This is a genomic window from Pseudogemmobacter sp. TB195 (assembly GCF_058313095.1).
This window is the reverse complement of record NZ_JBZEGG010000016.1, coordinates 37,219-63,731: the sequence shown is the minus strand read 5'-3', so window position 1 is coordinate 63,731 and position 26,513 is coordinate 37,219. Positions and strand designations below refer to the sequence as shown.

30 protein-coding genes are annotated in these 26,513 nt (G+C 62.3%); 1 reads left to right on the top strand and 29 read right to left on the bottom strand.

Annotated elements, in window-relative coordinates; all coding sequences use genetic code 11:
* Nucleotides 1-206 precede the first annotated feature (206 nt).
* From AC4FS3_RS16765 to AC4FS3_RS16635, 27 genes are all read right to left on the bottom strand, one after another.
* Nucleotides 207-1,883 carry a ribonuclease J gene (locus tag AC4FS3_RS16765; RefSeq protein ID WP_491021497.1) on the bottom strand — a complete coding sequence of 559 codons (1,677 nt, stop codon included), beginning with the start codon at nt 1,881-1,883 and terminating at the stop codon, nt 207-209.
* On the bottom strand, nt 1,880-2,653 hold the full coding sequence (locus tag AC4FS3_RS16760) for a type III pantothenate kinase (protein WP_198837529.1): 774 nt from the start codon (nt 2,651-2,653) through the stop codon (nt 1,880-1,882). Before AC4FS3_RS16760 ends, AC4FS3_RS16765 begins: the two co-directional genes overlap by 4 nt.
* A 22-nt stretch (nt 2,654-2,675) precedes the next feature.
* Nucleotides 2,676-3,404: a biotin--[acetyl-CoA-carboxylase] ligase gene (locus tag AC4FS3_RS16755; RefSeq protein ID WP_491021496.1), complete on the bottom strand. Its 729-nt coding sequence runs from the start codon at nt 3,402-3,404 to the stop codon at nt 2,676-2,678.
* Entirely contained in the window at nt 3,394-4,851 is a 1,458-nt protein-coding gene (nuoN, locus tag AC4FS3_RS16750; protein WP_491021495.1) for an NADH-quinone oxidoreductase subunit NuoN, read from the bottom strand. The genes AC4FS3_RS16755 and nuoN overlap by 11 nt, the downstream gene beginning before the upstream one ends.
* Before the next feature lie 12 nt (nt 4,852-4,863).
* Complete coding sequence (locus AC4FS3_RS16745) at nt 4,864-6,423, bottom strand: NADH-quinone oxidoreductase subunit M (protein WP_491021494.1); 1,560 nt, start codon at nt 6,421-6,423, stop codon at nt 4,864-4,866.
* A 15-nt stretch (nt 6,424-6,438) separates the two neighbouring features.
* Nucleotides 6,439-8,784, bottom strand: coding sequence for an NADH-quinone oxidoreductase subunit L (gene nuoL, locus AC4FS3_RS16740; protein ID WP_491021493.1), 2,346 nt, complete (start codon nt 8,782-8,784; stop codon nt 6,439-6,441).
* Between the two features lie 4 nt (nt 8,785-8,788).
* Complete coding sequence (gene nuoK, locus AC4FS3_RS16735) at nt 8,789-9,097, bottom strand: NADH-quinone oxidoreductase subunit NuoK (RefSeq protein ID WP_092896299.1); 309 nt, start codon at nt 9,095-9,097, stop codon at nt 8,789-8,791.
* Between the two features lie 29 nt (nt 9,098-9,126).
* The gene (locus AC4FS3_RS16730; RefSeq protein WP_491021492.1) at nt 9,127-9,636 is read right to left on the bottom strand and encodes a hypothetical protein; all 510 of its coding nucleotides are present in this window, start codon (nt 9,634-9,636) and stop codon (nt 9,127-9,129) included.
* Between the two features lie 167 nt (nt 9,637-9,803).
* The gene (locus AC4FS3_RS16725) at nt 9,804-10,406 is read right to left on the bottom strand and encodes an NADH-quinone oxidoreductase subunit J (protein WP_283177399.1); all 603 of its coding nucleotides are present in this window, start codon (nt 10,404-10,406) and stop codon (nt 9,804-9,806) included.
* Nucleotides 10,403-10,852: a carboxymuconolactone decarboxylase family protein gene (locus AC4FS3_RS16720; RefSeq protein ID WP_198837537.1), complete on the bottom strand. Its 450-nt coding sequence runs from the start codon at nt 10,850-10,852 to the stop codon at nt 10,403-10,405. The genes AC4FS3_RS16725 and AC4FS3_RS16720 overlap by 4 nt, the downstream gene beginning before the upstream one ends.
* Nucleotides 10,849-11,397, bottom strand: coding sequence for a hypothetical protein (locus tag AC4FS3_RS16715; protein ID WP_491021491.1), 549 nt, complete (start codon nt 11,395-11,397; stop codon nt 10,849-10,851). Before AC4FS3_RS16715 ends, AC4FS3_RS16720 begins: the two co-directional genes overlap by 4 nt.
* Before the next feature lie 33 nt (nt 11,398-11,430).
* Nucleotides 11,431-11,925, bottom strand: coding sequence for an NADH-quinone oxidoreductase subunit NuoI (nuoI, locus tag AC4FS3_RS16710; RefSeq protein ID WP_283177396.1), 495 nt, complete (start codon nt 11,923-11,925; stop codon nt 11,431-11,433).
* Nucleotides 11,926-11,930: 5 nt separating this feature from the next.
* Entirely contained in the window at nt 11,931-12,968 is a 1,038-nt protein-coding gene (nuoH, locus tag AC4FS3_RS16705; RefSeq protein ID WP_491021490.1) for an NADH-quinone oxidoreductase subunit NuoH, read from the bottom strand.
* A gap of 68 nt (nt 12,969-13,036) precedes the next feature.
* A complete protein-coding gene (locus AC4FS3_RS16700) occupies nt 13,037-13,438 on the bottom strand; it encodes a YNQ4 family lipoprotein (RefSeq protein ID WP_491021489.1) in 402 nt (133 codons plus the stop codon).
* Between the two features lie 7 nt (nt 13,439-13,445).
* On the bottom strand, nt 13,446-15,488 hold the full coding sequence (gene nuoG, locus AC4FS3_RS16695; RefSeq protein ID WP_491021488.1) for an NADH-quinone oxidoreductase subunit NuoG: 2,043 nt from the start codon (nt 15,486-15,488) through the stop codon (nt 13,446-13,448).
* A gap of 6 nt (nt 15,489-15,494) precedes the next feature.
* Nucleotides 15,495-15,830, bottom strand: coding sequence for a hypothetical protein (locus tag AC4FS3_RS16690; protein ID WP_491021487.1), 336 nt, complete (start codon nt 15,828-15,830; stop codon nt 15,495-15,497).
* Nucleotides 15,827-16,237: a DUF5333 domain-containing protein gene (locus AC4FS3_RS16685; RefSeq protein ID WP_283177392.1), complete on the bottom strand. Its 411-nt coding sequence runs from the start codon at nt 16,235-16,237 to the stop codon at nt 15,827-15,829. Before AC4FS3_RS16685 ends, AC4FS3_RS16690 begins: the two co-directional genes overlap by 4 nt.
* A 125-nt stretch (nt 16,238-16,362) precedes the next feature.
* Nucleotides 16,363-16,758, bottom strand: a complete 396-nt coding sequence (locus AC4FS3_RS16680) for a hypothetical protein (RefSeq protein ID WP_491021486.1) — start codon at nt 16,756-16,758, stop codon at nt 16,363-16,365.
* 2 nt (nt 16,759-16,760) lie between these two features.
* The gene (gene nuoF, locus AC4FS3_RS16675; RefSeq protein WP_249496776.1) at nt 16,761-18,059 is read right to left on the bottom strand and encodes an NADH-quinone oxidoreductase subunit NuoF; all 1,299 of its coding nucleotides are present in this window, start codon (nt 18,057-18,059) and stop codon (nt 16,761-16,763) included.
* A 12-nt stretch (nt 18,060-18,071) separates the two neighbouring features.
* Nucleotides 18,072-18,293 carry a DUF5337 domain-containing protein gene (locus tag AC4FS3_RS16670; RefSeq protein ID WP_198837547.1) on the bottom strand — a complete coding sequence of 74 codons (222 nt, stop codon included), beginning with the start codon at nt 18,291-18,293 and terminating at the stop codon, nt 18,072-18,074.
* 11 nt (nt 18,294-18,304) lie between these two features.
* Nucleotides 18,305-19,375 (bottom strand): NADH-quinone oxidoreductase subunit NuoE, encoded by a 1,071-nt coding sequence (gene nuoE, locus AC4FS3_RS16665; RefSeq protein ID WP_491021485.1) that lies wholly within the window; start codon nt 19,373-19,375, stop codon nt 18,305-18,307.
* 111 nt (nt 19,376-19,486) lie between these two features.
* On the bottom strand, nt 19,487-19,780 hold the full coding sequence (locus AC4FS3_RS16660) for a hypothetical protein (protein ID WP_491021484.1): 294 nt from the start codon (nt 19,778-19,780) through the stop codon (nt 19,487-19,489).
* Entirely contained in the window at nt 19,780-20,052 is a 273-nt protein-coding gene (locus AC4FS3_RS16655; RefSeq protein WP_283177388.1) for a hypothetical protein, read from the bottom strand. Before AC4FS3_RS16655 ends, AC4FS3_RS16660 begins: the two co-directional genes overlap by 1 nt.
* The gene (locus tag AC4FS3_RS16650; protein ID WP_370584809.1) at nt 20,052-21,320 is read right to left on the bottom strand and encodes an NADH-quinone oxidoreductase subunit D; all 1,269 of its coding nucleotides are present in this window, start codon (nt 21,318-21,320) and stop codon (nt 20,052-20,054) included. The genes AC4FS3_RS16655 and AC4FS3_RS16650 overlap by 1 nt, the downstream gene beginning before the upstream one ends.
* Complete coding sequence (locus AC4FS3_RS16645; RefSeq protein WP_198837551.1) at nt 21,317-21,925, bottom strand: NADH-quinone oxidoreductase subunit C; 609 nt, start codon at nt 21,923-21,925, stop codon at nt 21,317-21,319. The genes AC4FS3_RS16650 and AC4FS3_RS16645 overlap by 4 nt, the downstream gene beginning before the upstream one ends.
* Before the next feature lie 5 nt (nt 21,926-21,930).
* Nucleotides 21,931-22,464 (bottom strand): NuoB/complex I 20 kDa subunit family protein, encoded by a 534-nt coding sequence (locus AC4FS3_RS16640; RefSeq protein WP_226934742.1) that lies wholly within the window; start codon nt 22,462-22,464, stop codon nt 21,931-21,933.
* Nucleotides 22,455-22,820 (bottom strand): NADH-quinone oxidoreductase subunit A, encoded by a 366-nt coding sequence (locus tag AC4FS3_RS16635; protein WP_092896257.1) that lies wholly within the window; start codon nt 22,818-22,820, stop codon nt 22,455-22,457. Before AC4FS3_RS16635 ends, AC4FS3_RS16640 begins: the two co-directional genes overlap by 10 nt.
* A gap of 374 nt (nt 22,821-23,194) precedes the next feature.
* Between AC4FS3_RS16635 and AC4FS3_RS16630 the strand changes: the two genes are divergently transcribed.
* Nucleotides 23,195-23,659 carry a hypothetical protein gene (locus AC4FS3_RS16630; RefSeq protein ID WP_491021483.1) on the top strand — a complete coding sequence of 155 codons (465 nt, stop codon included), beginning with the start codon at nt 23,195-23,197 and terminating at the stop codon, nt 23,657-23,659.
* Nucleotides 23,660-23,856: 197 nt separating this feature from the next.
* Here the strand turns inward: AC4FS3_RS16630 and AC4FS3_RS16625 are convergent, their stop codons facing one another.
* Together AC4FS3_RS16625 and AC4FS3_RS16620 are read right to left on the bottom strand one after the other, a co-directional pair.
* Nucleotides 23,857-25,089: a DegT/DnrJ/EryC1/StrS family aminotransferase gene (locus tag AC4FS3_RS16625; RefSeq protein WP_491021482.1), complete on the bottom strand. Its 1,233-nt coding sequence runs from the start codon at nt 25,087-25,089 to the stop codon at nt 23,857-23,859.
* The gene (locus AC4FS3_RS16620; RefSeq protein ID WP_491021481.1) at nt 25,086-26,402 is read right to left on the bottom strand and encodes a TCR/Tet family MFS transporter; all 1,317 of its coding nucleotides are present in this window, start codon (nt 26,400-26,402) and stop codon (nt 25,086-25,088) included. Before AC4FS3_RS16620 ends, AC4FS3_RS16625 begins: the two co-directional genes overlap by 4 nt.
* Nucleotides 26,403-26,513: the final 111 nt, after the last annotated feature.

The window sequence follows — 26,513 nt, the reverse complement described above, 5'->3', positions numbered from 1 at the left end:
CTGGGCGGCAGTCATAGCAAAGACCGCCAGTGGCGGGCTTTGCTATGCTGCTAAAGTCGCACGGCCAAAGGCCGTGCTCTTCGCTCCCGATCCGTGGGTCGGGCCTCTGGTCCGGCCCACGGATCGGGAGATCCCGCAAAAACCAGATCCGGCGCGGAAGCGCAGGATCCGTCAACCGGCGGAACCCCGTCCCGCCAGCCGTGACCTCATTCGGGCAAAAGACGCGAAACCACCACGGTCACTTCCGGCTTTTTGCCGATTTCTTCCACCGCAACCTGGCGGATGATGCGGCGCATGTCATCCTCGACCTTGTCATCGTTTTTCAGAACCTTGCGCCCGGCACGGCCCATCCATTCATCAAGCTCGGCCTCCATCGTCTCGGCCAGATCGCGCCCGCCCTTGCCGGTCGGCGTCAGCCCCATGATCTCGACCCAGGGCTCGCCCAGCGGCTCGCCTGCCTCGTCTAGGATTACCGTCGCCAGCACATGCCCGTTCAGCGCCATGCGGATCCGGTTGCGGATCACCCCGTCCAGCGCCCCGATCAGCACGGTCCCGTCCAGATAAAGCCGCCCGGTCTCGACATATTCAACGACCTTCGGATGCTCGCCGGTCAGATCGACCATCATCCCGTTGACCGCCACCTGCGTCGCAATCCCGCCCTCGGACCCGATCCGGGCATGTTCTGTCAGATGCCGGTGTTCGCCATGCATCGGGATCAGCATATCCGGCAGCAGCAGCCGGTGCACATGTTCCAGATCCGGACGGTTCGCATGGCCCGAGACATGATAGAGCCCGCCGGCATCATCGACGACCCGCACGCCCTTCTCGGAAAACTCGTTCCAGATCTTGTAGACGCCCTTTTCGTTCCCCGGGATCGTGCGCGAGGAGAACAGGAAGGTATCGCCCCTTTTCAGCTCATGGCCCAGATATTTGCCGCGCGACAAAGCCGCCGCCGCCGCCCGCCGCTCACCCTGGCTGCCGGTCACCAGCAGCATCAGGTTGCGGCGCGGCACTTCCAGCGCGTCTTCGGTCGACACCACCCGCGGGAAAGAGGTCAGCACCCCGGTGGACTCGGCGACCGAGAGCATCCGCTTCATCGAGCGGCCCATGACGCAGATCGTGCGATCCGCCGCCACAGCCGCCTCGGCGAGCGTCTTCAGCCGCGCCACGTTCGAGCCGAAGGTGGTTGCAACGAACATCCCTTCTGATGCCTTGATCAGCTCGGCCAAAGGCTCGGCCAAAGTCGCCTCGGACCGCCCCGGATGGGTCGAGAACACATTGGTACTGTCGCACATCAGCGCCCTGACCGGTGCCTCGTCGGCCACCGATTGCCAGAGCGCATCATCCCAGGCCTCGCCCACGACCGGCGAACGGTCGAGCTTGAAATCGCCCGAATGCACCACGCGCCCTGCGGGCGTGTCGATGATCAGAGCCGCCGATTCCGGGATCGAATGCGAAAGCGGCACGAACTGCACGCGGAACGGCCCCGCCTCGACCACATCAGGGCGCGCACCCACGGTCACAATCGCATCGGTCGGATGGCCCAGCTCATCCATCTTCAGCTTGCCGATGGCGGCGGTGAATTTCCGCGCATAGACCTTTGCCTTCAGCTTCGGCCAGAGATGGCCAAGCGCGCCGATATGATCCTCATGGGCGTGGGTGATGAATATCGCCTCAAGCCTGCTCACGCGTTCTTCCAGCCAGGTGATGTCGGGCATGATCACCTCGACCCCCGGAGCCCCGTCCATATCGGGGAAAGTCACCCCCATATCCACGAGGATCAGCCTCTCCTTCCCAGGGGCGCCATAGCCGTAGACATAGGCATTCATCCCGATTTCGCCGGCACCACCCAGCGGAAGGTAGATCAGCCGTTCACTCTTCATGCGTTTTCCTTGTTGTACTCATGGATCAGGACGAGGCCATGCATGGTCAGATCATCCTCAATCGACTCGAAAATCTCAGTGTCCTGGGCGAAGAGCGACGCAAGGCCGCCGGTGCCGATCACCTTCATCGGGCGATCGCGTTCCTCGCGGATGGCGCGCACGATGCCTTCGACAAGGCCGATATAGCCCCAATACACGCCTGACTGCATACAGGCCACCGTATTCGTGCCAATCGCCTGCGCGGGCCGCGTCACATCGACATGGGGAAGCGCGGCCGCCGCCATATGCAGTGCCTCAAGGCTCAGGTTCACCCCCGGCGCGATCACACCGCCGATATAGGCGCCATCGGTATCGACGACGTCAAAGGTGGTCGCGGTGCCGAAATCAACCACGATCAGATTGCCGCCATGCCGGTCAAAGGCGCCTGCCGTGTTCACCAGCCGGTCGGGGCCGACAGTCGTGCCCTGATCGACCCTCGGCTGATGCGGCAACAGACATTCGGGCTTGCCCACCACCAGCGGGCGGCAGTCGAAATAGCGGTTTGACAGCACACGCAGATTGAACACCACCCGCGGCACGGTAGACGAGATGATCACCTCACCGATCTTCACCTCCAGCCGGTTGAGCAGCAAAAGCGAGGAAAGCCAGACGAAATACTCATCTGCCGTGCGTTTGTGATCGGTACCGATGCGCCAGGTGGCGATGAACTTCGCCCCGTCCCAGATGGCAAAGACGGTATTGGTGTTGCCGCAGTCGATCGCGAGAAGCATTCGCCGCTCCCTGGGGTTCGTGTCAGAAAAACACATCCGCTGCCGGAATGGCAACGGTGCCAGAGGCCATGCGCAGAACCAGATTGCCGTCCTGGTCGATGGTCTCGAATATGCCCTCGCGGGTCTCGGATCCGGTGCGGGCGATGATCTTCTCGCCAATCCGCGCGGCGCGCGACAGCCAGGCGGCGCGGATCGGCGCGAAACCCTCGGCCCGGAAAATGGCCTCCCAATGCGCCATCGCAGGCGCAAGCGCATCGAGGAAGCGCGCGGGCGTCACCCGCACCCCGGTTTCCCCAAGCAGTGAGACCGGTGCCACCGCGCCCGGCTCTACCGCCGAAGCCGGCGGCGCATGGAGGAGGTTCACGCCCATCCCGATGACCAGTATCGGGCCAGAGGCCTCAAGCAGGATCCCCGTCAGCTTGCCCCCATTCAGAAGCACATCATTGGGCCATTTCAGCGCGAAACCCGTGCCATTCCCTACAACCGCAACAAAGGCGTCATAAAGCGCCAGCGCCGCGATGAAACTCCGCAGCCCCAGGCGCGCAGGGGGGTCGTCCAGGCGTTGCGCGAGGCTGCCGTAGAAATTCCCCGGCGGGCTGGTCCAGGGCCTTGCCCGCCTGCCCTTCCCTGCCGTCTGCTCGCCCGCCAGAATCCACAGAGGCCCCCGAAGATCGGGGGCCTGCCGGAAGGCCTCGAGATTGGTGGAGTCGACCGAAGCCAGCTCGACCCGGGTTACCAGGTCAGAGCACAAGCGCTTTTGCCGCCGTCAATGCCGGCTCCTCGATGCCAAAGAGGTTGATCGCCCCGAGCACAAGGATCGCAGCTACCGCCATCATCACCACCCATTGTACCGCCGACATACGGCTTTCCGCCGGATCTTCGGTATCGCCGAAATAGATGAAATACACGACGCGCAGATAGTAGAAGGCGCCGATCACCGAGGCGATCCCGCCCGCCACCGCCAGCCAGACCATGCCCGCATCCACCGCCGCTTTCAGCACCGCGAATTTGGCGTAGAAGCCGATAAAGGGCGGCACACCTGCAAGGCTGAAGAACAGCATCAACAGGGCGAGCGCCTTCAGCGGCTCGGTCTTCGAGAGCATCTTCAGGCTGGCAACATCGGTGACCGGGCGGCCATTGCGCTCCATCCCGAGGATGAAGGCGAAGGACCCCACGCCCATGGTGACATAGATCACCATATAGATCAGCATGGCCTGAACGCCCTGCACGGCCTGGTCGGCAGTGCCAGTGGTCGCGGCGGCAAGACCGATCAGCGCATAGCCCATATGGGCGATCGAGGAATAGGCCATCAGGCGTTTGATGTCTTTCTGGCCAATCGCGGCAATCGCGCCGAGATACATCGACAGAACCGACAGCGCCGCCAGCACCTGGCCCCATTGCGCCGGGATCGAGCCGAAGGCATCCCAGGCCAGCCGCGCGATCAGCGCCATCGCGGCGACTTTCGGCGCAGTGGCGAAGAAGGCGGTCACCGGAGTGGGCGAGCCCTCATAGACGTCAGGCGTCCACATGTGGAAGGGTGCGGCCGAGATCTTGAAGGCAAGACCCGCCAGCATGAACACCAGGCCAAAGAGCAGCCCCAGCGAGACATCGGCCTGAAGTGCTGCGAAGATGCCGTCGAATTGCGTCGTGCCGGTAAAGCCGTAAACCAGCGAGGCGCCGAACAGCAGCATCCCGGAAGACAGCGAGCCGAGGACGAAATATTTCAGACCGGCTTCCGAGGATTTCGCAGAATCGCGGCGCATCGCGGCCGTCACGTAAAGCGCGAGCGATTGCAGCTCGAGCCCCATATAGAGCGCCATGAGATCACCGGCCGAGACCATCATCATCATGCCGGTCACAGCCAGCGTCACGATCACCGGATATTCAAAGCGCAGCATATTGTAGCGCTGCATATAGTCCTGGCTCATCACCAGCACGGCGGCAGAAGATACGAGGATCGTCACCTTGGCAAAGCGCGCGAAGGGGTCGTCGTTGAACATGCCGTGGAAGGCCGTCCGGCTGCCCTCGCCGCCAAGGCCAATCCACAGCGCAAGCGCCACGAAAAGCCCCGCCGTGGCCCAGACCAGCGGCACCGCCACTTTGTCCTTGCCGGTGTAGACACCGAACATGAGCGCGGCCATCGCGTAAAGCGCGAGGATCACCTCGGGCAGAACGGTGTTGAAATCAACTGCGGTCATTGTCGCGCTTCCTCAGTGCATTGCCGCCTGCTCAGCCAGAACGGGCAGAGCGGCACGGTAGTTCTCGATCAGATGGGTCACGGACGGGCCGATGATATCGGTGACCGCGCTCGGATAGATGCCGAGGAACAGGGTCATCGCCACCAAGGGCGCGAAGATCAGTTTCTCGCGCGCGGTCATGTCGGTGATCAGCTTCAGGCTGTCTTTGGTAAGCGTTCCGAAGACCACCCGGCGGTAGAGCCAGAGCGCGTAAGAGGCCGAGAAGATCACGCCCGAGGCCGCGAAGAAGGCGATCCAGGTGTTGACCTGATAGATGCCCATGATCGTCAGGAACTCGCCCACGAAGCCAGAGGTGCCGGGAAGCCCGACATTGGCCATGGTGAAGAACATGAACACCATCGCATAGGCCGGCATCCGGTTCACAAGGCCGCCATAGGCGTCGATCTCACGGGTATGCATCCGGTCATAGATCACGCCGACGCAAAGGAACAAAGCGCCCGAGATGAAGCCGTGGCTGATCATCTGGAAGATCGCGCCGTCAACGCCCTGCTGGTTCATCGCGAAAATCCCCATGGTCACGTACCCCATATGGGCGACCGAGGAATAGGCGATCAGCTTTTTCATATCCGACTGAACCAGAGCGACCAGCGAGGTGTAAACCACCGCAATCGCCGACATCCAGTAGACCAGCGGCGCCAGCAGATCCGAGGCCACCGGGAACATCGGCAGCGAGAACCGCAGGAAGCCGTAGCCGCCCATCTTCAGCATGACCGCCGCCAGGATCACCGACCCTGCGGTCGGCGCCTGAACGTGGGCATCGGGCAGCCAGGTGTGAACCGGCCACATCGGCATCTTGACCGCGAAACTCGCGAAGAACGCGAGGAACAGCAGCGTCTGCACGCCGCCGACCACATGGATGCCCAGCAGGTCAAAGGCCTCGAAGCTGAAAGTATGGGTCAGAAGCGAGACCTGGCCCTCGCCGCAGGCACCGATACAGGTGGTGCCGGCATCCATATACATGAAGATCATCGCCACCAGCATCAGGACGGACCCGAGGAAGGTGTAGAGGAAGAATTTGAACGCCGCATAGATGCGATTCACGCCGCCCCAGACCCCGATGATCAGGAACATCGGGATCAGCCCTGCCTCGAAGAAAAGGTAGAACATCACCAGATCCAGCGCGCAGAACACGCCGATCATCAGCGTTTCAAGGATCAGAAACGCGATCATATATTCCTTGACGCGTTTCGTCACATCCCAGGCCGACCAGATCACCAGCGGCATAAGGAAGGTCGTCAGCATGACGAAGAGGATCGAGATCCCGTCGACGCCAAGCCGCCATTTCAGACCGAGGATCCAGTCCCGTTCGGAGACGAACTGGAAATCCGGGCTCGACGGATCGAACTCCGCCAGCAGGAAGAGGCTGGCAAGGAAGGTTGCGATGGTCGCGAACAGCGCCAGATATTTGGCGTTGCCGCGTGCGGCCTCGTCATCGCCCCTGAGGAACAGCGCCATGATCAGCGCTGCAACCAGCGGCAGGAAGAGGATGATATTGAGAAGTTGTTGTGCCATGGATCCCGGGCCCCTTTACCTGGCGCCACCGAAAAGCGTCATCCAGGTGACCAGGGCAACAATCCCGAGCACCATGGCGAAGGCATAGTGGAAGACAAAGCCCGACTGGGCGCGATTTGCGAGGCGGGTGAAGAAGGGGATAATCCCCATCGCCACCCCGTTGATGGTTCCGTCGATGACCTTGACGTCATTCTTCCAGAACAGCCGGCCAAGGGCTTTCGAGCCTTTGACGAAGACGAAATTATAAACCTCGTCGAAATACCATTTGTTCAGGAGGAAGAGGTAGAGCGGGCGCTGCTGCTCTGCCAGACGGCGCGGCCAGGACGGGTTTTTGATGTAGAAGAGCCAGGACAGAACCAGACCGATCAGCATCGCGATAAAGGGCGAGACCTTGACCCAGGACGGCACCATATGGGCCGCCGCGATGATGGTGTTTGGCGCATGGCCCGAAGCCTCGACCTTGGCCGCATCCACGCGGGTGTCGACCACGGCCTGATCTGCCGCGCTGTAAGGCAGCATCAGGAGCGCGCCTTTGGGCGCCACACCGTGATCTGTGCCATGATCTGCGGCTTCGACCGCTTCACCCGGATCGGTCACGCCGGCATCTGCGGTGGTGAATGCCCCGGGCGCCTCAGCTGCGGTATCGGCATGACCTGCCTCACCGATTGCGGTCTCGCCGGCTGTCACGTGATCGGCAGCAGGCTCTGCGTGACCTTCTTCAATGTGATGGGCCGCAAGCTGCTCCATCCCGAACCAGGTCCGCATCTTTTCTTCATCACCGAAGAAGACCTTGTACCAGATCATCCCCGAGAAAAGCGCGCCAAGCGACAGGACCGCCAGCGGGATCAGCATGACCAGCGGGCTTTCATGCGGCTCGTGGTGATGGCCATGGCCGTGATCAGCCCCGTGATCATGCCCGTGAGCATCATGGCCATGGGAGTGACCATGGTCATGCGCGTGGTCATGCGCGTGTTCGTCCTGCGGCTTCTGATCGGCGCGGCTGGTGCCGTAAAAGGTCAGGAACATCAGGCGCCAGGAATAGAAACTGGTCATGCCGGCGGCGATGACAAGCAGCCAGAAGGCGTAGTCCGACCCGATATAAGCGCTCTCGATCACGGCGTCTTTCGACAGGAAACCTGCGAAGCCGTAATAGGTCAGCGGGATACCGACACCGGTGATGGCGAGCGTGCCAATCATCATCATCCAGAAGGTGAAGGGGATCTTTTTACGCAGACCGCCATACCAGCGCATATCCTGTTCGTGATGCGTCGCATGGATCACCGAACCGGCGCCAAGGAACAGCATCGCTTTGAAGAAGGCGTGGGTGAAGAGGTGGAACATCGCGACCGGATAGGCGCCAACGCCTGCCGCCACGAACATATAGCCCAGCTGCGAACAGGTCGAATAGGCGATCACGCGCTTGATGTCGTTTTGCACCAGACCCACTGTCGCGGCAAAGAAGGCGGTCGTTGCCCCAAGCACCGTGATGAAGCCGGTGGCATAGGGCGCATATTCAAAGACCGGCGACATGCGGCAAACAAGGAAGACGCCAGCGGTCACCATGGTTGCGGCATGGATCAGCGCGGAGACAGGCGTCGGCCCCTCCATCGCATCCGGCAGCCAGGTGTGCAGGAACAGCTGCGCCGATTTCCCCATAGCGCCGACAAACAGGAGGAAGGCGATCAGGTTCACCGCATTCCAGTCGGTCCAGAGGAAGCGCAGCGTCACTTCGGACTTGCCCGGGATCGCGGCGAAGACCTGGTCGAACTGGATCGAATCCGTCAGCAGGTAAAGGCCGGCAATGCCAAGGATGAAGCCGAAGTCACCGACGCGGTTCGCGATGAAAGCCTTCATCGCAGCGGCCCCGGCAGATTGTTTCTTCCAGTAGAAACCGATCAGCAGATAGGAGGCGACCCCCACCCCTTCCCAGCCGAAGAACATCTGCAGCAGGTTGTCGGCGGTCACCAGCGTCAGCATGGTGAAGGTAAAGAACGAGAGATAGGCGAAGAAACGCGCGCGGTAAGGCTCGTCATCCGTCCAGTTCTCGTCATGGGCCATATAGCCGAAGGAATAGAGGTGAACGAGAGCCGAGACCGAGTTGACGACGACCAGCATGATCGCGGTCATCCGGTCAACGCGGATCGCCCATTCGGTCGCAAGCGTGCCGCTTTCGACCCAACGCAAAAGCGTGATCTTATAGGTCTCGCCGTCAAAGCCAAGAAAGATGACCCAGCTCAGCGCCGCCGCGAGAAAGACCGCCGCCGTGGTCAGAACCTGGGCCGGTTTCTCACCGATGAACCGCCAGCCGAAGCCGCACAGAATGGCCCCGATCAGCGGAGCGAAAAAGACAATCTGAACCATTCTCTCAGCCCTTCATCACATTCACGTCTTCGACGTCGATCGTTCCGCGGTTGCGGAAGAAGACGACGAGGATGGCGAGGCCGATGGCGGCCTCTGCTGCGGCGACCGTCAGCACGAAGAGCGTGAAGATCTGCCCGGTCAGATCGCCGTTGAAGGACGAGAAAGACACAAAGCTGATATTGGCCGACAGGAGGATCAGCTCGATCGACATCAGGATGACGATCACGTTCTTCCGGTTGAGGAAGAGACCGAAGATCCCGATGACGAACAAAGTCGCCGCCACCATGATGTAATGTTCAATTCCGACTGCCATCTCATCCGTCCCTCAGGCGCTCTCGCCCGTTATTGCCCCAGATCGTTGCGCTCTTTGTAAGGGGTCATCCCTTTGGCGCGCAGATCCGGAAAGTAAGTGTTGCAGGCGCAGGTCTCTTCGGTTTCCCGAAGAACGATCACCCGGCCATAGCTGGCCTTTGCCGCGCCGATCATCTGGCCCGCAGTAACCGTGCGCTTTGTCGCGAGGCTGTCGCGCAAAACCGCGCTTGCAGCAAGCTGTTCTGCCACGGCGTAACTGTCGCTCGCTCCCGGAATCGCGACAAATCGCCCGGTGGCACAATGGCTGACACGCAACCCGATGAAGCCCGAAAGGGCACCGACAGGCGGGGTATCTGCCTCGGCCAGATCCCCATGGCTGGTAATATTCTGCCGATATTGCTCGACCACGATGCCGGCACCGGCAATCTGCGCCGGAGCCCCCGTGCGCATGCCCGCCTCGACACCGCCACAGGGCGGCAAAGGGGTCAGAGCCTGGGAAGTGCCCGCGAGACAGGTGAACAAGGCCGAGAGGCGCAGCATCAGATCCTGCCTCCCACATTCGGCCCGGTGGTTTCAGATCCGGCGCAACACCTGCCCCGGACAGCATTGGCCACAGGTTTCATCCAGGCAGATATGCAGGTCCGCGCCGGCGAGACCGCCGGCGGGACTGCCGCCCCTGCGATGATGAACCCCGCGAAAATCATGGATCAGAGCCCCTGCCCCGGTTTGATGTCTTTCATCTCGATGGTCTGGGCCGGGTCGCGCCACATCTGATGCAGCACATTCTGGCGCTTGATGCCGGTGCGATGGCGCAGCGTCAGCAGGATCGCCCCGATCATCGCGACCAGCAGCACGAGACCCGCAGCCTGGAAGAGGTAGATATAGCGGTCATATATCAACAGACCGATGGCGCGCGCATTGTCGACATCCGTAGGAGTCGGGTTCGTGAGGCTGGCGCCGGAAGACACCCGCCAGGACCCGAAGGCGATCCCGATCTGCATCAGGAGCACAACGCCAATCAGCAGCGCGAGCGGCATGGCCCGCGCCATCTCGCCTTTCAGCGCCGCGAAATCGACGTCGAGCATCATTACGACAAAGAGGAACAGCACCGCGACCGCGCCGACATAGACGATCAGCAGAAGCATCGCGATGAATTCCGCGCCCAAAAGCACGAAAAGCCCGGTCGCGCCGACAAAGGCCGAGATCAGCCAGAGCACCGCATGCACCGGATTGCGGCTGAACGTCACCATCAGGCCCGAGCCAATGGTCACCAGCGCAAAGACATAAAAGGCAAAAACCGCGACGGTCATTTGCTAGCTTCCTTCCTCTCGTCAAAGACGGACTGGGCAATGTCCAGCGCCTGTCTCATGGCGGGCAAACCGCCGAACATGCTCATTTGCCAGATCACCTCGGCGATCTCGCGTTCCGTGGCGCCGGCTTCCAGCGCATGCCGGACCGTCACCCTGATCTGCGGCTCGCCGGCGCCTGCGGGCAGCAGCGCCCCCTGCACCGTCAGCCCGGCCAGCGTCACCAGAAGCCGCGTGCGGCTGTCGAGCCCCTCGCGGTTAAAGGTCTTGCCGAACCACATTTCCATCAGATCCGCCGGCATGGTCGGAAACAGCTTGTCAAAGCCGCCCGCTTTCATGCCTTCGGTCATGCTTTCCGTGACCGAGGCCATGCCCGGATTGAAGCTTTTCAGCATCTCCTGGCTGCTTTCCATCATCTGGCTCAGCATTTTGGTATAGGCTTCGTTCATTCCGCGCCCTCCCCGCCGGACCCGCCGGCATTCCCCTGCTGGCAGAGGAAGAAATTGACATTGGCAAAGCCCGTGGTTGCCGAAGTCACGACCCCTGGATTCGAGCGTTCCTGGTCGGCGCTGCCCGCATAATCGGGAGATGCGTTCAGCACAACCTCTCCTGCCGGGTTCCAGCCGGTGGGGCAGCCGCCCACACGGCGCACGAGAAGCAGCGCATCCGGCCCCGGATCGCCATAGCCCGCCACACCCTGCGGGCCAGCGGGGCCTTCGGGGCCCTGGACACCGATCTCGCCCTGCGGCCCCTGCGGGCCGGCGACACCTTCGACGCCTTGCGGGCCGGCCGGGCCAACGGGCCCCTGCACGCCGCCGGGACCCTGGGGTCCGGACGGGCCTTCCGGCCCTGCCGGGCCTGCGGCGCCGGCCGGGCCGATTGCCCCCTGCCCCCCCGGATCGCCTCTGAGCATCCCGCCAGCAAACAGAGCGACAAGGGCGAAGGTGATTGCCCCGCCCGCCGCTCCGGTAATTGCTGATTCAAGTCTGCTCATGGCCTGGCCGGGTCTCCGGTTGGGGGGTCTGGCTTAACGGTAAGGTGCGTCGAGTTCGAGATTGCGGGCAATCTCGGCTTCCCACCGCGCGCCGTTCTCAAGGAGTTTGTCCTTGTTGTAGAACAGCTCTTCGCGGGTCTCGGTCGAAAATTCGAAATTCGGGCCTTCAACGATGGCATCGACCGGGCAGGCTTCCTGGCAGAAGCCGCAATAGATGCATTTCGTCATATCGATATCGTAGCGCGTGGTGCGGCGCGAGCCGTCTTCGCGCGGTTCCGCATCGATCGTGATGGCCTGGGCCGGGCAAATCGCCTCGCAAAGCTTGCAGGCGATGCAGCGTTCTTCGCCATTCGGGTAACGGCGCAACGCGTGCTCACCGCGGAAACGGGGCGAAAGCGGCCCCTTTTCATGCGGATAGTTGATGGTGGGTTTCGGCTTGAAGAAATACTTCATGCCCAGAGCGAACCCTTTGATGAAATCCATCATCAGGAAATAGCGCGTGGCGCGGTTCCAGTCGATATTGGCCATTTGCCTCAGCCCCCAACCGCCCAGCGGGCCCAGAAGCCGCCAAGCACTTCGAATTTTGCAAGGAATGCCACCAGGACGACCCAGCCAAGGGACAGCGGCAGGAAGACTTTCCAGCCGATCCGCATCAGCTGGTCGTAGCGGTAGCGCGGCACGATGGCCTTCACCATCGCGAACATGAAGAACCACATCCACATCTTGGCAACCATCCACCACCAGCCATCGGCGATGCCGGGGATCGGGGAAAGCCAGCCGCCGAAGAAGAACAGGCTGATCAGCGCACACATCAGGAAGATGGCGATATATTCGCCCGCCATGAACAGGAGATACGGCGTCGAGGAATACTCGACCATGAAGCCGGCGACGAGTTCGGATTCGGCCTCGGGCAGGTCGAAGGGCGGACGGTTGGTTTCCGCCAGCGACGAGACGAAGAACAGAACCAGCATCGGGAAATGCGGCAGCCAGTACCAGCCGAGAAGACCGTAGCCGGTATCCTGAGCGCGCACGATGTCTGACATGTTCATTGAGCCGGAGGAAATGATCAGACCGATGATGATCAGGCCCAGCGAAACCTCGTAAGAGATCATCTGCGCAGCAGAGCGCAGACCGCCAAGAAACGCGTATTTCGAGTTCGACGCCCAGCCGCCCATGATAACGCCGTAGACCTCAAGCGAGGAGACGGCGAAGACAAAGAGGATCGCGACGTTGATATCCGCCAGCACCCAGCCGTAATCGAACGGGATCACCGCGAAGGCCAGAAGCGCCAGCACGAAAGACAGGATCGGAGCAAGGAAATAGACCGGGCGGTCAACACCCGCAGGGACCACGATTTCCTTCAGCACATATTTCAGTGCATCGGCAAAGGTCTGCAGGATCCCCCAGGGGCCGACCACGTTGGGGCCGCGCCGCACCTGCACCGCCGCCCAGATCTTCCGGTCGCCATAGACCATGAAGATCAGCGAGATCATGACGAAGGCGACCACCGCAAGACACTGGGCGATCAGAATGACCGCCGTGCCAAGCCCCGTCGAGAAAAATCCGTCCATCTTCCTACCGTCCTCTCAGTCCGTTTTCCGGACCGCTGTCTTTATGCCTTTTGTCCGGGGGCTGCCCCTCAGACCGTCGGGATCCTCAATGCGCCGCAATCCTGCACCGTCACTTCGGCGTCAATCGTTTTCACACCGCGGGGCAGCGCGGCTGAAACCAGCCAGACCGAGTCACCCCTTAGCGTATCGCCGGATTTTGCAACATTCGTCCGCACATGGCGGGCGAAACCGGCGCCCCGGATCAATGCATATTGCGCAGCTGCGCAACGGGCATAATCCTCGATATCCTTGCCATCCTGCGTCCCCTTCATGGCGACGCGGAAACTGACCATATCACCATCCAGAAGCACGGTCTGAATGCCGAGATAGCCCTTTTTGCCCGGCATGGCCGCCCCCTCTCCATCCCCCGCGCAGGCCCCCAGAGCCGCCAGGGCGACCGGGAAAAGCGTGAGGGCAGAGAGCTGGCGCATGCCTGACTTACTCCGCTGCGAGGGGCGCATTGGCCCGGGCCTGGGCCTGGGCGGAAAGCTCGGCCATGACCTGGCTTGCGCGGGCAATCGGGTTGGTCAGATAGAAATCGCGGATCGCATTGCGGAAGCCCGCACGCGCCGGCATCCGGAGCTCCAGCGGCTGCCATTCGTTTTCCACAACCTCGTTGACCAGACCCAGATGCGGGTGGTCGGCGATCAGCGCGGCACGAAGCCCCGCGAGGCTGTCCCAGGGCAGTTTTGCGCCCAGCTCACCCGACAGCGCGCGCAGGATCGCCCAGTTCTCACGGGCCTCGCCCGGCGCAAAGCCAGCGCGGAACGCAAGCTGCGGCCGGCCTTCGGTATTGACGAACAGACCATTTTCTTCCGTGAAAGCAGCTGCCGGCAGGATAATGTCGGCGCGGTTTGCACCGCGATCGCCATGGCTGCCCTGATAGATCACGAAGGGGGCCGCGCCGGCTTCGGTCGCTTCACGCGCGATCTCGACCTCATCCGCACCGAGGTTGAAGATCACTTCAGCGCCCAGAACCGCCTCCGCCATGCCGCCATCAGTCACGGCGCCGACATCCAGCGCGCCGACGCGGGCAGCGGCCGTATGCAGGATCAAAAGCTTCGAATTCGAATTCTCGGCGAGCTTCATGGCATGGGCCAGAACCGCCTCGCCATCAGCCTCATTGATCGCGCCCTGACCGACGATCACAATCGACGGCGCATCGCGGGTCGCATCCGAGATCTCTTTGCCCGACAGCTCGACCAGCGCCGCACGGTCAGAGCCGACATGCACATAGTCATAGGTCAGATCAACCGCTTCACCGACCAGACCCACGGTTGCACCATTGGTCCAGGCCTTGCGGATCCTTGCATTGAGAACCGGGCTTTCGACACGCGGATTGGTGCCGATCAGCTGGATCATCTTTGCGTTGTCGATGTCTTCGATCGTCGCATTGCCGACATAGGCCGAACGATTGCCAATCGGCAGACGCGCGCCATCGGTGCGCGATTCCACTTTGCCGCCAAGGCCTTCGATCAGTTTCTTAAGGCTGTAAACCGCTTCGGTCGGGGCCAGATCGCCCACCAGACCCACAATCTTCTTGCCCTTCATCGCAACGGCGGCCGCCTCGAGCGCCTCGCCCCAGGTCGCCTTGCGCAGCTTGCCATCCACCCGCACATAGGGCGTGTCGAGGCGCTGGCGGCGCAGACCGTCCCAGATGAACCGGGTCTTGTCCGAAATCCATTCCTCATTCACCGCGTCATTGTTGCGCGGCAGAATGCGCATCACTTCGCGGCCTTTGGTATCGACGCGGATATTCGAGCCAAGCGCGTCCATCACGTCGATGGTCTCGGTCTTGGTCAGTTCCCAGGGGCGGGCCGAGAAAGCGTAGGGCTTCGAGGTCAGCGCGCCAACCGGGCAGAGGTCGATGATATTGCCCTGAAGGTTACTGTCCAGCGTCATGTTCAGATAGGAGGTGATCTCGCTGTCTTCGCCCCGCCCGGTCTGGCCCATCTGGGTGATGCCGGCAACTTCCGAGGTGAACCGCACGCAGCGGGTGCAGGAGATACAGCGCGTCATCGCGGTCTTGACCAGCGGTCCAAGATCCAGCTCGTCAGAGGCGCGTTTCGGCTCGCGGTAGCGCGAGAAATCCACGCCATACGCCATGGCCTGGTCCTGCAGATCGCATTCGCCGCCCTGGTCGCAGATCGGGCAATCCAGCGGATGGTTGATCAGGAGGAACTCCATCACCCCTTCGCGGGCCTTCTTGACCATCGGCGACCTGGTTTTGACGACCGGCGCCTCGCCATTCGGGCCCGGGCGCAGGTCTTTGACCTGCATCGCACAGGAGGCCGCCGGTTTCGGCGGGCCGCCCACGACCTCGACCAGACACATCCGGCAATTGCCCGCGATGGACAGCCGCTCGTGATAGCAGAAACGCGGGATCTCGATCCCGGCCACTTCCGCCGCCTGGATGATCGTCATCGAGCCGTCGATCTCCAGCTCGGTCCCGTCGATGTTGATTTTTTTCAGATTCGACATCTGCGCCTACTCCGCCGCGATCCGGTCGCAGGCATGGGCTGTCCATGTCGCGGCCTCTTCCAGATACGACCAGCCGAAGGCCTGGTCGCTGTCTCCAAATTCATTGCGGTGCTGCCACCGCGCATAGCCATCGGCCTGGGCTGGCTCCGTCGCCACGTCATCGGGCCACCAGACAAAGCCGGCTGCGCGTCCGGCCATGCCGTTCACCAGATCCAGCCCACCCACAAAATCCGCGATTTCGGATGCGCCGAAATCGTGCTGCAACGCGCCGAAACTGAACGCGGCGGGTTGAAAACCGTCAAGCGCGTGCGGAGCCTTGTCATGGGCCAATTGGGGGGTCATCTGGTCGACCTCAGCAAATAGCCGATCAGGCTGTTTCTCGCGATTTCCGCCTCGCCGACCGCGCAATAGGCCTGGGTCTTGCCCGGTTCAGCGCCCGCCTTTTTCAGCCAGGCCGCAGCCTCGGCCTTGCCGCGCTTTTTCTCGGTCTTGCTCTCGACGAAAGCGGTGACTTCCTGGCGCGTATAGCCTTGTTTCAGCGCATAATCCCTGAGCTTCGTCAGCTCGTTCAGCGCGCGCAGCTTTCTCGGCCGCATCGTCGGGCAGTTATCGGCAATCGCATCAGCGATGAAGCCCTGGCGCAATGTGTTGTTGATATGCGCTTCCTGGTTGATCGGCGTGCGCGCCACGGCGGCGCCGGCACTTGCGGCAATCACCAGCGATACAGCAAGAATTTTTACGGATGTCATAACGGATGCTCCACAGGTTGCCCCGGTCACGTGACCGGCGCCCCATTCTGCCAGAGCGACAGGCGCATCAAAACGCACGGCTTCGTGCCGTTTCCGTGATCCGCACCGGCTGAAACATCCCGTGATCATGCGCAGCCTCCGGCAAAAGCCCAGGCGCCTGCCCGATCATATTTCCCGATGGCTTTTTCGCGGAACTGGCCGCCTGCGGCCGCACAGGTCGCGCGGGCGGCTTTCTTGGCCAGCGCGCCCTGATCATTGCGCAGTCCACCGGCGGTCGTCACCCGGATCTCCTGCCCCCCAATCGGGCGCGCGCCGACCACGGTGATCTGCAGCCCTTCCGGGCCAGGGCGAACCTCGCCCTGAAGGGTCTGGCCGTCGACCTGGACCTGATACCGGCCCGGCGTCACCGTTTCCGGCAGCGGCGTATGGATCACCGCGCAGCCCGACAGGACAAGCGCCAGCGCCACAGCCGGAAGGCTGCGGGCGGGCGCCGTCATGGTGAGGGTTGCGCGAAGGGCCATGATTATTCCGCAGCCAGCGCGGCCGAGATGCGGCCGGTGCGTTTTGCCTTGATACGGTCCTCGATTTCCTCGCGGAAATTGCGGATCAGACCCTGGATCGGCCAGGCAGCAGCGTCGCCAAGGGCGCAGATCGTGTGACCTTCAACCTGTTTGGTAACCTCGAACAGCATGTCGATCTCTTCGACCTCGGCATCGCCGGTCACCAGACGGTCCATGACCCGCATCATCCAGCCGGTGCCTTCGCGGCACGGCGTACACTGGCCGCAGCTTTCATGTTTGAAGAATTTTGACAGGCGCCAGATCGCTTTAATCACGTCGGTCGACTGATCCATCACGATCATACAGGCGGTGCCGAACGAGGATTTCAGCTCGCGCATACCATCATAATCCATGATGGCGTTTTCGCACATATCGGCAGTCAGGATCGGGCAGGATGCTCCGCCCGGGATCACCGCTTTCAGGTTCTTCCAGCCACCACGCACGCCGCCGCCATGTTTCTCGATCAGCTCGCGCATCGGGATCGACATCGATTCCTCGATCACGCAGGGCGCGTTCACATGGCCCGACATCGCGAAAAGCTTCACGCCCGCATTGTTCGGACGGCCAAAGCCCGCGAACCATTCGCCGCCACGGCGCAGGATGGTCGGCGCCACAGCGATGGATTCGACATTGTTCACCGTGGTCGGGCAGCCATAAAGACCCGCCCCCGCCGGGAAAGGCGGCTTCATCCGGGGCATGCCCTTGCGGCCTTCAAGGCTTTCCAGAAGCGCGGTTTCCTCGCCACAGATATAGGCCCCTGCCCCGTGATGCAGGTAGACGTCGAAATCATAGCCGGATTTCGAGGCATTGCGCCCGATCAGACCAGCGTCATAGGCCTCGTCGATCGCGGCCTGCAGCGCCTCTTTCTCGCGGACATATTCACCACGGATATAGATATAGGCGGCAACCGCATTCATCGCGAAACCGGCGATCAGACAGCCTTCGATCAGCGTATGCGGATCATGGCGCATGATTTCGCGGTCTTTGCAGGTCGCAGGCTCGGATTCGTCTGCATTGACCACCAGATAGGCCGGACGCCCATCCGAGACCTTCGGCATGAAGGACCATTTCATCCCCGTCGGGAAGCCCGCACCGCCGCGCCCGCGCAGGCCCGACTTCTTCATCTCATCCACGATCCAGTCACGGCCTTTGGACATGATATCCGCCGTGCCATCCCAATGGCCGCGCGCCATTGCCCCTTTGAGGGAGCGGTCATGCATCCCGTAGAGGTTCGTGAAGATGCGGTCCTGATCCTTGAGCATCGCTCGCTCTCCTTACGCCCGGCGCCCGCGCCAGATCTGATACGTCACGGCCAGAGCCCAGATGAAACCGGCAATCGCTGCGAGATCGAAGAGGAAGACAAACCGCGTCTCCCAGCCGAAATGCCCGCCGAGCCATTGCCCGCCCATCCACAGGATCATCGTCGCCGCAATGACAACAGCCACAAGGCGCACCTGGCGCCCGCGCTTGATGTCATGTGCCGATGGCCCTGTCATGCCCTCCGCCCTCAGTAATCGTTGGTCTTTGCCCGGATGCGGAATGCGTCCAGACCTTCAGCCATAATCAGTTTCGCCTGCGCCACCCATTTGTCACGGGTCACGCGGCCTTTGAAGCCCTTGAGATTGTGGTCAACCCAGGTGACTTCGTCATCGCTCCAGCCGGCAATCTGGTCAAAATGGAAAAAGCCGAGCTCATGGCAAAGCCGTTCCAGCACCGGGCCAATACCTTCGATTTCCTTGAGGTCATCCGCCGCGCCGCCGCGCGGCCCCTGCAGCGCTTCGGGCTGTTTGCCCTCTGCCGCCACCGGCTCCTCCGTTTTAGCAGCCGGTTTTGCGGCAGGCTTTTCGGCCAGCGCCACACCGCCCTCGCGATTGCGGATCCAGGACAGGTTCAGCGCCACTTCGGTGCCGTCGATCCGCTTCACCGTCTCGCCGATATCCACCGCACGCTGCACAGAGCCATTGAGGCCTGCGCCCTTGCCCTTGTATTCGGCAAGCGAGGTCAGGCCGGTGACCGGTTCGGACGAATAGCGGCCGCTTTGCGAGCCGGGCTGCGGCACTTCACCATCGCGGAAGCGCGCGATCAGCCCGCGCAGCACCGTGGGCGTCAGGTCTTCGTAGTAATCCTTGCCGATCTGCGCCATCGGCGCATTGGCGCAGGCACCGAGGCATTCGACTTCTTCCCAGCTGAATTTGCCATCGGCGGAAACCGTATGCGGCGCCGGTGCGATCAGCTCTTTGCACACCTCGATCAGCTCTTCTGCGCCGCAGATCATGCAGGACGTGGTGCCGCAGATCTGGATATTCGCAACAGAGCCAACCGGTTGCAGCTGGAACATGAAGTAGAAGGTCGCGACCTCAAGCACGCGGATATTCGCCATACCCAGCATGGTCGCGATATATTCGATTGCGGGCCTGGTCAGCCAGCCTTCCTGTTCCTGCGCCCGCCACAACAGCGGGATGACCGCCGAGGCCTGGCGCCCTTCGGGATATTTGCTGATCTGCCCCTCGGCCCAGGCCAGGTTGGCGGGCGTGAAGGCGAAACTCGCAGGTTGCTCGTGGTAAAGGCGGCGCAGCATGTCAGATGATCCCGACGAAAGAAAAAACGGCTTTGATGTACAGGAGCCCGAAGGGACTATGCACAAAGAAGGGGGTCAGGACCAAAACAGGGATGAGCCCGACCAGCAGCATCAGGGGCATTTCTCCGTTTTCACGGTCAGGGCCCAGGTATTCTCGTCCAGCTCCGCCGATCCGTCGGCAAGCATTTCTTCGACGACCACGGCAGTCCAGTCTTCGCTGAACCCAAGCGGCGGCAAGAGGGTCGCCGCTTCTTCTTCGGTCATCGTGCAGCCATGGGCTTCGAGCGTCTCGGTCAGAAGCGCCTTCCAGTCGGTGCCAGCGGGCGGCGCCTCCTGAGCAGACGCCGGGAGAAGCGCGGGCCCGGCCAGCAGCATCACGGCAAGGGGGGCAAGACGGTACAGCATCAGCAGCCAAGCCCCTTGAGGCGGAAGGCGCCCTGCCCCTCTTCCACAAGGAAACCGCCGATGATCAGCTGAACCGAGGCCGCCATGGCGCTCTCGTCATTCATCCCGGTCAGGCGGTTCTGAACGGCGTCATTATTGGCCTGGGTCAGCACACAGCCCTCTGCCGCGATGGCGGCGGCGAGCTGCTTTGCCTCTTCCCCGAGTTCGGCGGTCTGGGCAAAGCCCGCGACCGGCAGAGCAAGGGCCAGAAGAGCCGCCGCGAAACGTGCCATCATCTGTCCACCTCACCAAACACGATATCCATCGTCGCGATGATCGCCGAAACATCGGCCAGCTGGTGGCCCTTGCCAAGGTAATCCATCGCCTGGAGATGGGCATAGCCCGGCGCGCGGATCTTGGCGCGGTAAGGCTTGTTCGTGCCATCTGCTACCAGGAAGACGCCGAATTCGCCCTTGGGCGCCTCGACCGCGGCATAGACCTCGCCCGCGGGGACGTGGAAGCCTTCGGTATAGAGTTTGAAATGGTGGATGAGCGCCTCCATCGAGGTCTTCATCTCGCCGCGCTTCGGCGGCGACAGCTTGCCGCGCGCCATCACATCGGTCTGGGCCGCAGGCTCGCGCAGCTTGGCGATGGCCTGCTGGATGATCTTGACGGATTCCCGCATCTCCAGCATCCGGCAGAGATAGCGGTCATAGCAGTCGCCATTCTTGCCGACCGGCACCTGGAAGGTGAATTCGTCATAGCATTCATAGGGCTGCGCACGGCGAAGATCCCAGGCGAGGCCCGATCCGCGCACCATCACCCCCGAGAAGCCCCAGTCCAGCGCGTCCTGTTCCGACACGGTCGCGATATCGACGGTGCGCTGTTTGAAGATGCGGTTCTCGGTGATCAGCCCGTCAAGGTCATCGACCAGTTTCGGGAAGGTCTGCGACCATGCCTCGATATCGTCGATCAGCTTCGGCGGCAGATCCTGGTGGACGCCACCGGGGCGGAAATAGGCCGCGTGCAGACGGGCGCCGCAGGCGCGCTCATAGAACTGCATCAGTTCCTCGCGCGCGGTAAAGCCCCAGAGCGGCGGCGTCAGCGCACCAACGTCCATCGCGCCGGTGGTGACGTTCATCAGATGGTTCAGGATGCGGCCGATTTCCGAATAGAGCACCCGAATGAGGCTCGCACGACGCGGCACCACAGTGCCGGTCAGCTTTTCAATCGCCAGACACCAGGCATGTTCCTGGTTCATCGGCGCCACATAGTCGAGGCGGTCGAAATAAGGCAGGTTCTGCAGGTAGGTCCTGCTTTCCATCAGCTTCTCTGTGCCGCGATGCAACAGGCCGATATGCGGATCGGCGCGTTCAACGATCTCGCCATCCAGCTCCAGCACCAGACGCAGCACGCCATGGGCCGCAGGGTGCTGCGGGCCGAAGTTGATGTTGAAATTGCGGATCCGCTGTTCCGAGGTCTCGATATCCATCGAGCCATCATCATAGAAATTCCGGCGCATATCCTGCGAGCCAAGGCCGTTGCCGGTGCCGTCCATCATTTCGGTGCCTCCGCTTTCTGGTCGCCCGGAAGGATATATTCCGCGCCTTCCCAGGGGGACATGAAGTCGAACTGGCGATATTCCTGCACCAGCTTCACCGGCTCGTAGACGACGCGCTTCTGCACTTCGTCATAGCGCACTTCGACATAGCCGGTGGTGGGGAAGTCCTTGCGCAGCGGATGGCCACGGAAACCGTAATCAGTGAGGATGCGGCGCAGGTCGGGATGGCCCTGGAAGATGATCCCGAACATGTCGAAGGTCTCGCGCTCGAACCAGTTGGCACCTGGATGCAGGCTCGTGAGCGAGGGGATCATTTCCTCTTCGCGCAGCGCGACTTTCACGCGGATGCGCTGGTTCCGGTACATCGAGAGGAAATGGTAGACGACATCGAACCGCGCCGGGCGTTCCGGATAATCGACCGCCGTGATGTCGATCAGCGTCGAAAAGCGACAGGTCGCCTCGTCCCGAAGATATTCGATCAGCGCAAGAAGATGCGCCGGCGTCGCCAGCAGCGTCAGCTCTCCATGGGCCACGGAATGCGACAGCACCGCGTCGGGCTGGCGCAGGGCGATGGTGGCTCCGAGTTCGTTCAGCGCGTCAGACATCCTGTTCACCTCACCAGAGTGCCGGTGCGGCGGATCTTCCGCTGCAATTGCAACAAGCCATAGAGCAGCGCCTCGGCCGTGGGCGGGCAGCCCGGCACATAGACATCGACCGGCACCACACGGTCACAGCCGCGCACCACCGAATAGCTGTAATGGTAGTACCCACCACCATTGGCGCAGCTGCCCATCGACACGACATAGCGCGGCTCGGGCATCTGGTCATAGACCTTGCGCAATGCGGGCGCCATCTTGTTCGTCAGCGTGCCGGCCACGATCATCAGATCCGACTGCCGGGGCGAGGCGCGCGGCGCCATGCCAAAGCGTTCCACGTCGTAATGCGGCATCGACATCTGGATCATCTCGACCGCGCAGCAGGCCAGACCAAAGGTCATCCAGTGCAAAGATCCGATCCGGGCCCAGTTGATCACATCCTCGGTCGAGGTCAGCAGGAAGCCTTTATCCTGCAGATCACGCGAGAAGGCCGCGACATCGCCGTCGCGGTCCAGCCCCACCGTGTTGGCGCCGGTCATCACTCCCATTCGAGAGCTCCCTTCTTCCATTCATAGGCGAAGCCGATGGTCAGCACGCCAAGGAACACCATCATCGACCAGAATGCGGTCATCGAGATCTCGCTGAACGCAAGCGCCCAGGGAAAGAGGAAAGCGACCTCAAGGTCAAAGATGATGAACAGGATCGAGACCAGATAGAACCGGACATCGAATTTCATCCTGGCGTCATCGAATGCGTTAAACCCGCATTCATAGGCCGAGACCTTTTCAGGGTCCGGGTTCCGGATTGCGATCACCGCAGCAGCGAGGATCAGGACGAGGCCAAGCCCCACCGCGATCACGAGCAGAATGACAATCGGAAGATACTCTCGGAGAAGCGTGTCCACGAGATGCTCCTTCAGCTGGCGTCAGCGAGCCTGCGGACCCTTTTTCGACCCGCTTGCACTCATTGGTTCGCTTTACCCCTGCCCCCGCCCGGGGTCAACCGATGGAGCGGGGTTTTCCCACCCTTCCGAAGGGGGATCACCCTTGTTTTGCTGCCTTGGACGTGGCCGCATCCGAAAAAGAATTTATGCCGGTTCTGCATCGCGGCAAAGTTGCTGGCCCCGGCGTCAGAAAGTCGCAGGCAAAGGAATCACGAAAGTGATTACCCCCTGTATTCCCATGAAAAACAGTAGGAAATTATCCGGTGCTATTCCTGACCTTGACCGGAGCGCCCCGGTCGCATTGGGTCAGTCCCGATCAACAGCGGAGCATCGCAATGTCTTCCCCTCTCCGGAACCGCCCCCTGCCGGTACGTCGTGCCGCCCCCGTCATGGCCCTGCTGGCGGGCTTTGCCCTCAGCCTCTCGCCGGCCCTCGCCCAGGGGATTTGCGGGATCAGTATAAGGGCGCTGCAAGAGAGCCTCGTGCGCTTTGGCGAAAGCTATCCGATCGCGCCAGACATCGATTGCGAGACCCCGGCCAGGCTGCCCGCGCATAAGCTGATGTGCGACAGCCTCTATGACGATGAGCAGGAGCTCTGGCTGATGGGCAATCTGGATGACGCGGCCTGGGTCTATGCGCTGGAAAACGCGACCGGCACCGAGACAGATCACAGCAACCCACCGCGTGATGAGACCTTCATCGCCGCCCGCGATGCCTGCACCACCGAGACCTGCCTGTGCGAGGTGCTGATCGGGCACACCAATGGCTCACTTGGCGGCGAAAGCCCCTACCCGCAGTAAGGCCAGTGCCGCGGGTTACCTGAGCCTGTTTTTACGTCGGGGAACCGGCGTGACAGATCTGGCGTCGAATATCTGGCCCGGATCGTTGGCGCCTGGGCCCGAGCGTGCCACCCGCAACCGGAGCGGATCATCCCAAGGGCCAGTCAGAGTTCAAAGCCCCTGCGGACCAGAGCAAGGCCCCGGGATACGAGCAGCGCTCATTCGATCACCGGGGCCTCGCCTGCGTCGAAATATTCGGCCTGGCCGGTGATCAGCACCTCTTCCCGGATGATGCGGGCGATCAGTCCCGCGTCATCGACCGAGAAGGTCAGCGGAAGGCGCATATCCGCAAGGCCGGCGAGGATGCGGTCGGTCTTCGGGCAATGCTGTTCGCCGGCATAACGCCAATGCGGATAGCGCGAGGTGAAGGCGACCGGCTCCTCCACCCCGAACCATTTCAGCTCCACCCCCCGGGCGACGCAGCGCGACAAGAGCATCCCGATCCGCGCGGCCTCCCATCCCGGCAGCGCGAACTGGAAGGACGATCCGACATGGCGCTCGGCTACGGGGCGCCGGATCAGTCTGAGGCCGGGCGTATCGGCGAGGCCCTGCTCCATCGTCTCGTAAAGCGCGGTCCAGCGGGCGCGGCGTTCTGCCAGCAGCCCGACCTGGGGCCGCAGGATCGCCGCGCGCAGATTGTCCATCCGCCCCGAGACATTCGGGATATCAAGCCTGATATCCCTGAACGCTTCCGGCCCGGGCGCGGCGCGGTGCCGGGCATAGAGCATGTAACTGCCTGAGAGCAGGATCATTTTTGCAGCGATATCCGCATCATCCGTGATCAGGAGCCCGCCTTCGCCGGAATTCATATGCTTATAGGTCTGGGTCGAATAGCAGCCGATCAGCCCATGCCGCCCCGAGGCGACCCCGTTCCATTCCGCCCCCATCGTATGGGCGCAATCCTCGATCACGATCAGGCCGAGCGTGCCACAAAGCGCCATCAGCGCCTCCATATCGCAGCTATGGCCACGCATATGCGACAAAAGCAGGATCCGCGCGCCGGTTGCCCGGGCCTTCGCCGCCAGATCGTCGAAATCCAGCACCAGGTCTTCGGTGATCTCGACAAAGACCGGATGCCCGCCGGCGGCCTGGATCGCGCCCGGCACGGGGGCGAGCGTGAAGGCATTGGTCAGAACCGCCTCGCCCTGCGCCAGCCCCACGGCCCGGAGCGCGCAGCCCATCGCATAGCCGCCGGAAGCCACAGCGAGGCAATAGCGCGCGCCGGTGAAAGCCGCGAATTCTTCCTCAAGCAGCGCGGCTTCGGCGACCTCGTCGCCTTGCGTATTGTAGCGATGCAGCCGTCCATGGCGCAAAACCGCCAGCGCCGCCGCGATCCCTGCCTCCGGGATCGGCTCTTGCTGGGTGAAACTGCCGCTGAACCGCTCGCTCATTTACCTGCTGCCTCTGCTGTGTCGCGCCCCGTCGCGCTCCGCCCCGTCGTCCCTGTCAGCCATATGAACAGCACAAGCGCAAGCGCGAGGCAGGCCCCTGCCACCCAATAGGCCACATCCGGCGATTGCCATTCGCTGCCCTCGGCCATGAAATGCCCGAAGATCTGCGAGAAGAAAACCGTGCCGAACAGCATGGCGATATTGGTGATGGCGGAAATACCACCCTGCAGCTCGCCCTGTGCGTTTTCGGGCACCTGGCGGGACATGATCGCCATGATCATCGGATGCACCAGGCCCTCGGGCCCGTGGACAAACATCAAAAAGACCACCACGCCCAGCCCGCCGGCAAGGCCGTAGCCTGTGGCCGCGATACTGGCGCAGACGAGGCCGATCAGTGCGGTGCGATGCTCGCCAAACCGGCGCACGAAGACCCCGGTCAGCCCGCCCTGGAACCCCGCCATCACCAGGCCGAACACCGCCAGCGTCAGCCCGACCATACCCTCGGACCAGCCGAATTTCGCCATGCCCCAGAAGGTCCAGATCGCCGGATAGACCGAGGAGGCGAAGAAGAAGACAAAGAGCACCACGCAGAGCGGCACCGCCCCCGGATAGGTGCGAAAGACCCGGAAGGCGCCAAAGGGATTGGCGCGCGCCAGCTCGAACCGGCGGCGTTTTGCGGGGCTGAGGCTTTCGGGCAGCACGAACCAGCCATAGGTGAAGTTCAGGAACGAGACGCAGGCGGCGACGATAAAGGGAATGCGGGTGCCGATCTCTCCCAATAAGCCGCCGATCGCCGGCCCGATCACAAAGCCCACGCCAAAGGCCGCGCCCATCAGCCCGAAGGCGCGCGCGCGGTCTTCGGGGGCGGTCACATCGGCAATATAGGCATTGGCGATGACCCAGCTCGAGCCGCAGACCCCGGCGAGAACCCGCCCGACAAACAGCCAGAACAGCGTCGGCGCCCAGGCCGAAAGCAGGAAATCCGCCCCCAGCCCGAACACCGCCAGCAACAGAAGCGGCCTGCGGCCAAAGCGGTCGGACAGGTTCCCCGCCAGCGGCGAACAGATGAATTGCGAGACCGCAAAGGCCGCAAACATCCAGCCCCCGATCTCTGACGCGCGGTCAAGCCCGACATGGCCCACCTCTTCGATCAGACGCGGCAGAACCGGCATGATGATGCCAAAGCCCATCATATCCAGAAAAACCGTGATCAGAACAAAGGTGACCGCATGTTTCGACGCGGGTCCGGGCAAAGGCTGCGAGGATGGTGAGGGCGCAGGTTCGGCGGTAAAGGGCGGGCTGTCGGCGGGCATATCACACCAGGGCGAGAGAGGGCGCCGGAAACCGCGAGGCGCAGGCGCCAGACCCTGCCCCCGTGCCTCTGCTTTGTCAAATCACCGCAAGATGACGGTTTTCGTCATTGG

Coding starts and splice junctions, on each gene's coding strand:
- nuoI (WP_283177396.1), bottom strand. CDS start 11,925: ATGGCCAATATCGACTGGAACCGCGCCACGCGCTATTTCCTGATGATG.
- nuoG (WP_491021488.1), bottom strand. CDS start 15,488: ATGTCGAATCTGAAAAAAATCAACATCGACGGGACCGAGCTGGAGATC.
- AC4FS3_RS16625 (WP_491021482.1), bottom strand. CDS start 25,089: ATGAGCGAGCGGTTCAGCGGCAGTTTCACCCAGCAAGAGCCGATCCCG.
- nuoH (WP_491021490.1), bottom strand. CDS start 12,968: ATGGACGGATTTTTCTCGACGGGGCTTGGCACGGCGGTCATTCTGATC.
- AC4FS3_RS16715 (WP_491021491.1), bottom strand. CDS start 11,397: ATGAGCAGACTTGAATCAGCAATTACCGGAGCGGCGGGCGGGGCAATC.
- AC4FS3_RS16765 (WP_491021497.1), bottom strand. CDS start 1,883: ATGAAGAGTGAACGGCTGATCTACCTTCCGCTGGGTGGTGCCGGCGAA.
- AC4FS3_RS16670 (WP_198837547.1), bottom strand. CDS start 18,293: ATGACAGGGCCATCGGCACATGACATCAAGCGCGGGCGCCAGGTGCGC.
- AC4FS3_RS16650 (WP_370584809.1), bottom strand. CDS start 21,320: ATGATGGACGGCACCGGCAACGGCCTTGGCTCGCAGGATATGCGCCGG.
- AC4FS3_RS16690 (WP_491021487.1), bottom strand. CDS start 15,830: ATGACCCCCCAATTGGCCCATGACAAGGCTCCGCACGCGCTTGACGGT.
- nuoK (WP_092896299.1), bottom strand. CDS start 9,097: ATGGCAGTCGGAATTGAACATTACATCATGGTGGCGGCGACTTTGTTC.
- AC4FS3_RS16645 (WP_198837551.1), bottom strand. CDS start 21,925: ATGTCTGACGCGCTGAACGAACTCGGAGCCACCATCGCCCTGCGCCAG.
- AC4FS3_RS16655 (WP_283177388.1), bottom strand. CDS start 20,052: ATGGCACGTTTCGCGGCGGCTCTTCTGGCCCTTGCTCTGCCGGTCGCG.
- AC4FS3_RS16720 (WP_198837537.1), bottom strand. CDS start 10,852: ATGAACGAAGCCTATACCAAAATGCTGAGCCAGATGATGGAAAGCAGC.
- AC4FS3_RS16745 (WP_491021494.1), bottom strand. CDS start 6,423: ATGGCACAACAACTTCTCAATATCATCCTCTTCCTGCCGCTGGTTGCA.
- nuoF (WP_249496776.1), bottom strand. CDS start 18,059: ATGCTCAAGGATCAGGACCGCATCTTCACGAACCTCTACGGGATGCAT.
- AC4FS3_RS16620 (WP_491021481.1), bottom strand. CDS start 26,402: ATGCCCGCCGACAGCCCGCCCTTTACCGCCGAACCTGCGCCCTCACCA.
- AC4FS3_RS16640 (WP_226934742.1), bottom strand. CDS start 22,464: ATGGGAGTGATGACCGGCGCCAACACGGTGGGGCTGGACCGCGACGGC.
- nuoL (WP_491021493.1), bottom strand. CDS start 8,784: ATGGTTCAGATTGTCTTTTTCGCTCCGCTGATCGGGGCCATTCTGTGC.
- AC4FS3_RS16680 (WP_491021486.1), bottom strand. CDS start 16,758: ATGGCCCTTCGCGCAACCCTCACCATGACGGCGCCCGCCCGCAGCCTT.
- AC4FS3_RS16685 (WP_283177392.1), bottom strand. CDS start 16,237: ATGACATCCGTAAAAATTCTTGCTGTATCGCTGGTGATTGCCGCAAGT.
- AC4FS3_RS16725 (WP_283177399.1), bottom strand. CDS start 10,406: ATGACCGTCGCGGTTTTTGCCTTTTATGTCTTTGCGCTGGTGACCATT.
- nuoE (WP_491021485.1), bottom strand. CDS start 19,375: ATGCTGCGCCGCCTTTACCACGAGCAACCTGCGAGTTTCGCCTTCACG.
- AC4FS3_RS16760 (WP_198837529.1), bottom strand. CDS start 2,653: ATGCTTCTCGCGATCGACTGCGGCAACACCAATACCGTCTTTGCCATC.
- AC4FS3_RS16630 (WP_491021483.1), top strand. CDS start 23,195: ATGTCTTCCCCTCTCCGGAACCGCCCCCTGCCGGTACGTCGTGCCGCC.
- AC4FS3_RS16700 (WP_491021489.1), bottom strand. CDS start 13,438: ATGCGCCAGCTCTCTGCCCTCACGCTTTTCCCGGTCGCCCTGGCGGCT.
- AC4FS3_RS16730 (WP_491021492.1), bottom strand. CDS start 9,636: ATGCTGCGCCTCTCGGCCTTGTTCACCTGTCTCGCGGGCACTTCCCAG.
- nuoN (WP_491021495.1), bottom strand. CDS start 4,851: ATGACCGCAGTTGATTTCAACACCGTTCTGCCCGAGGTGATCCTCGCG.
- AC4FS3_RS16660 (WP_491021484.1), bottom strand. CDS start 19,780: ATGCTGTACCGTCTTGCCCCCCTTGCCGTGATGCTGCTGGCCGGGCCC.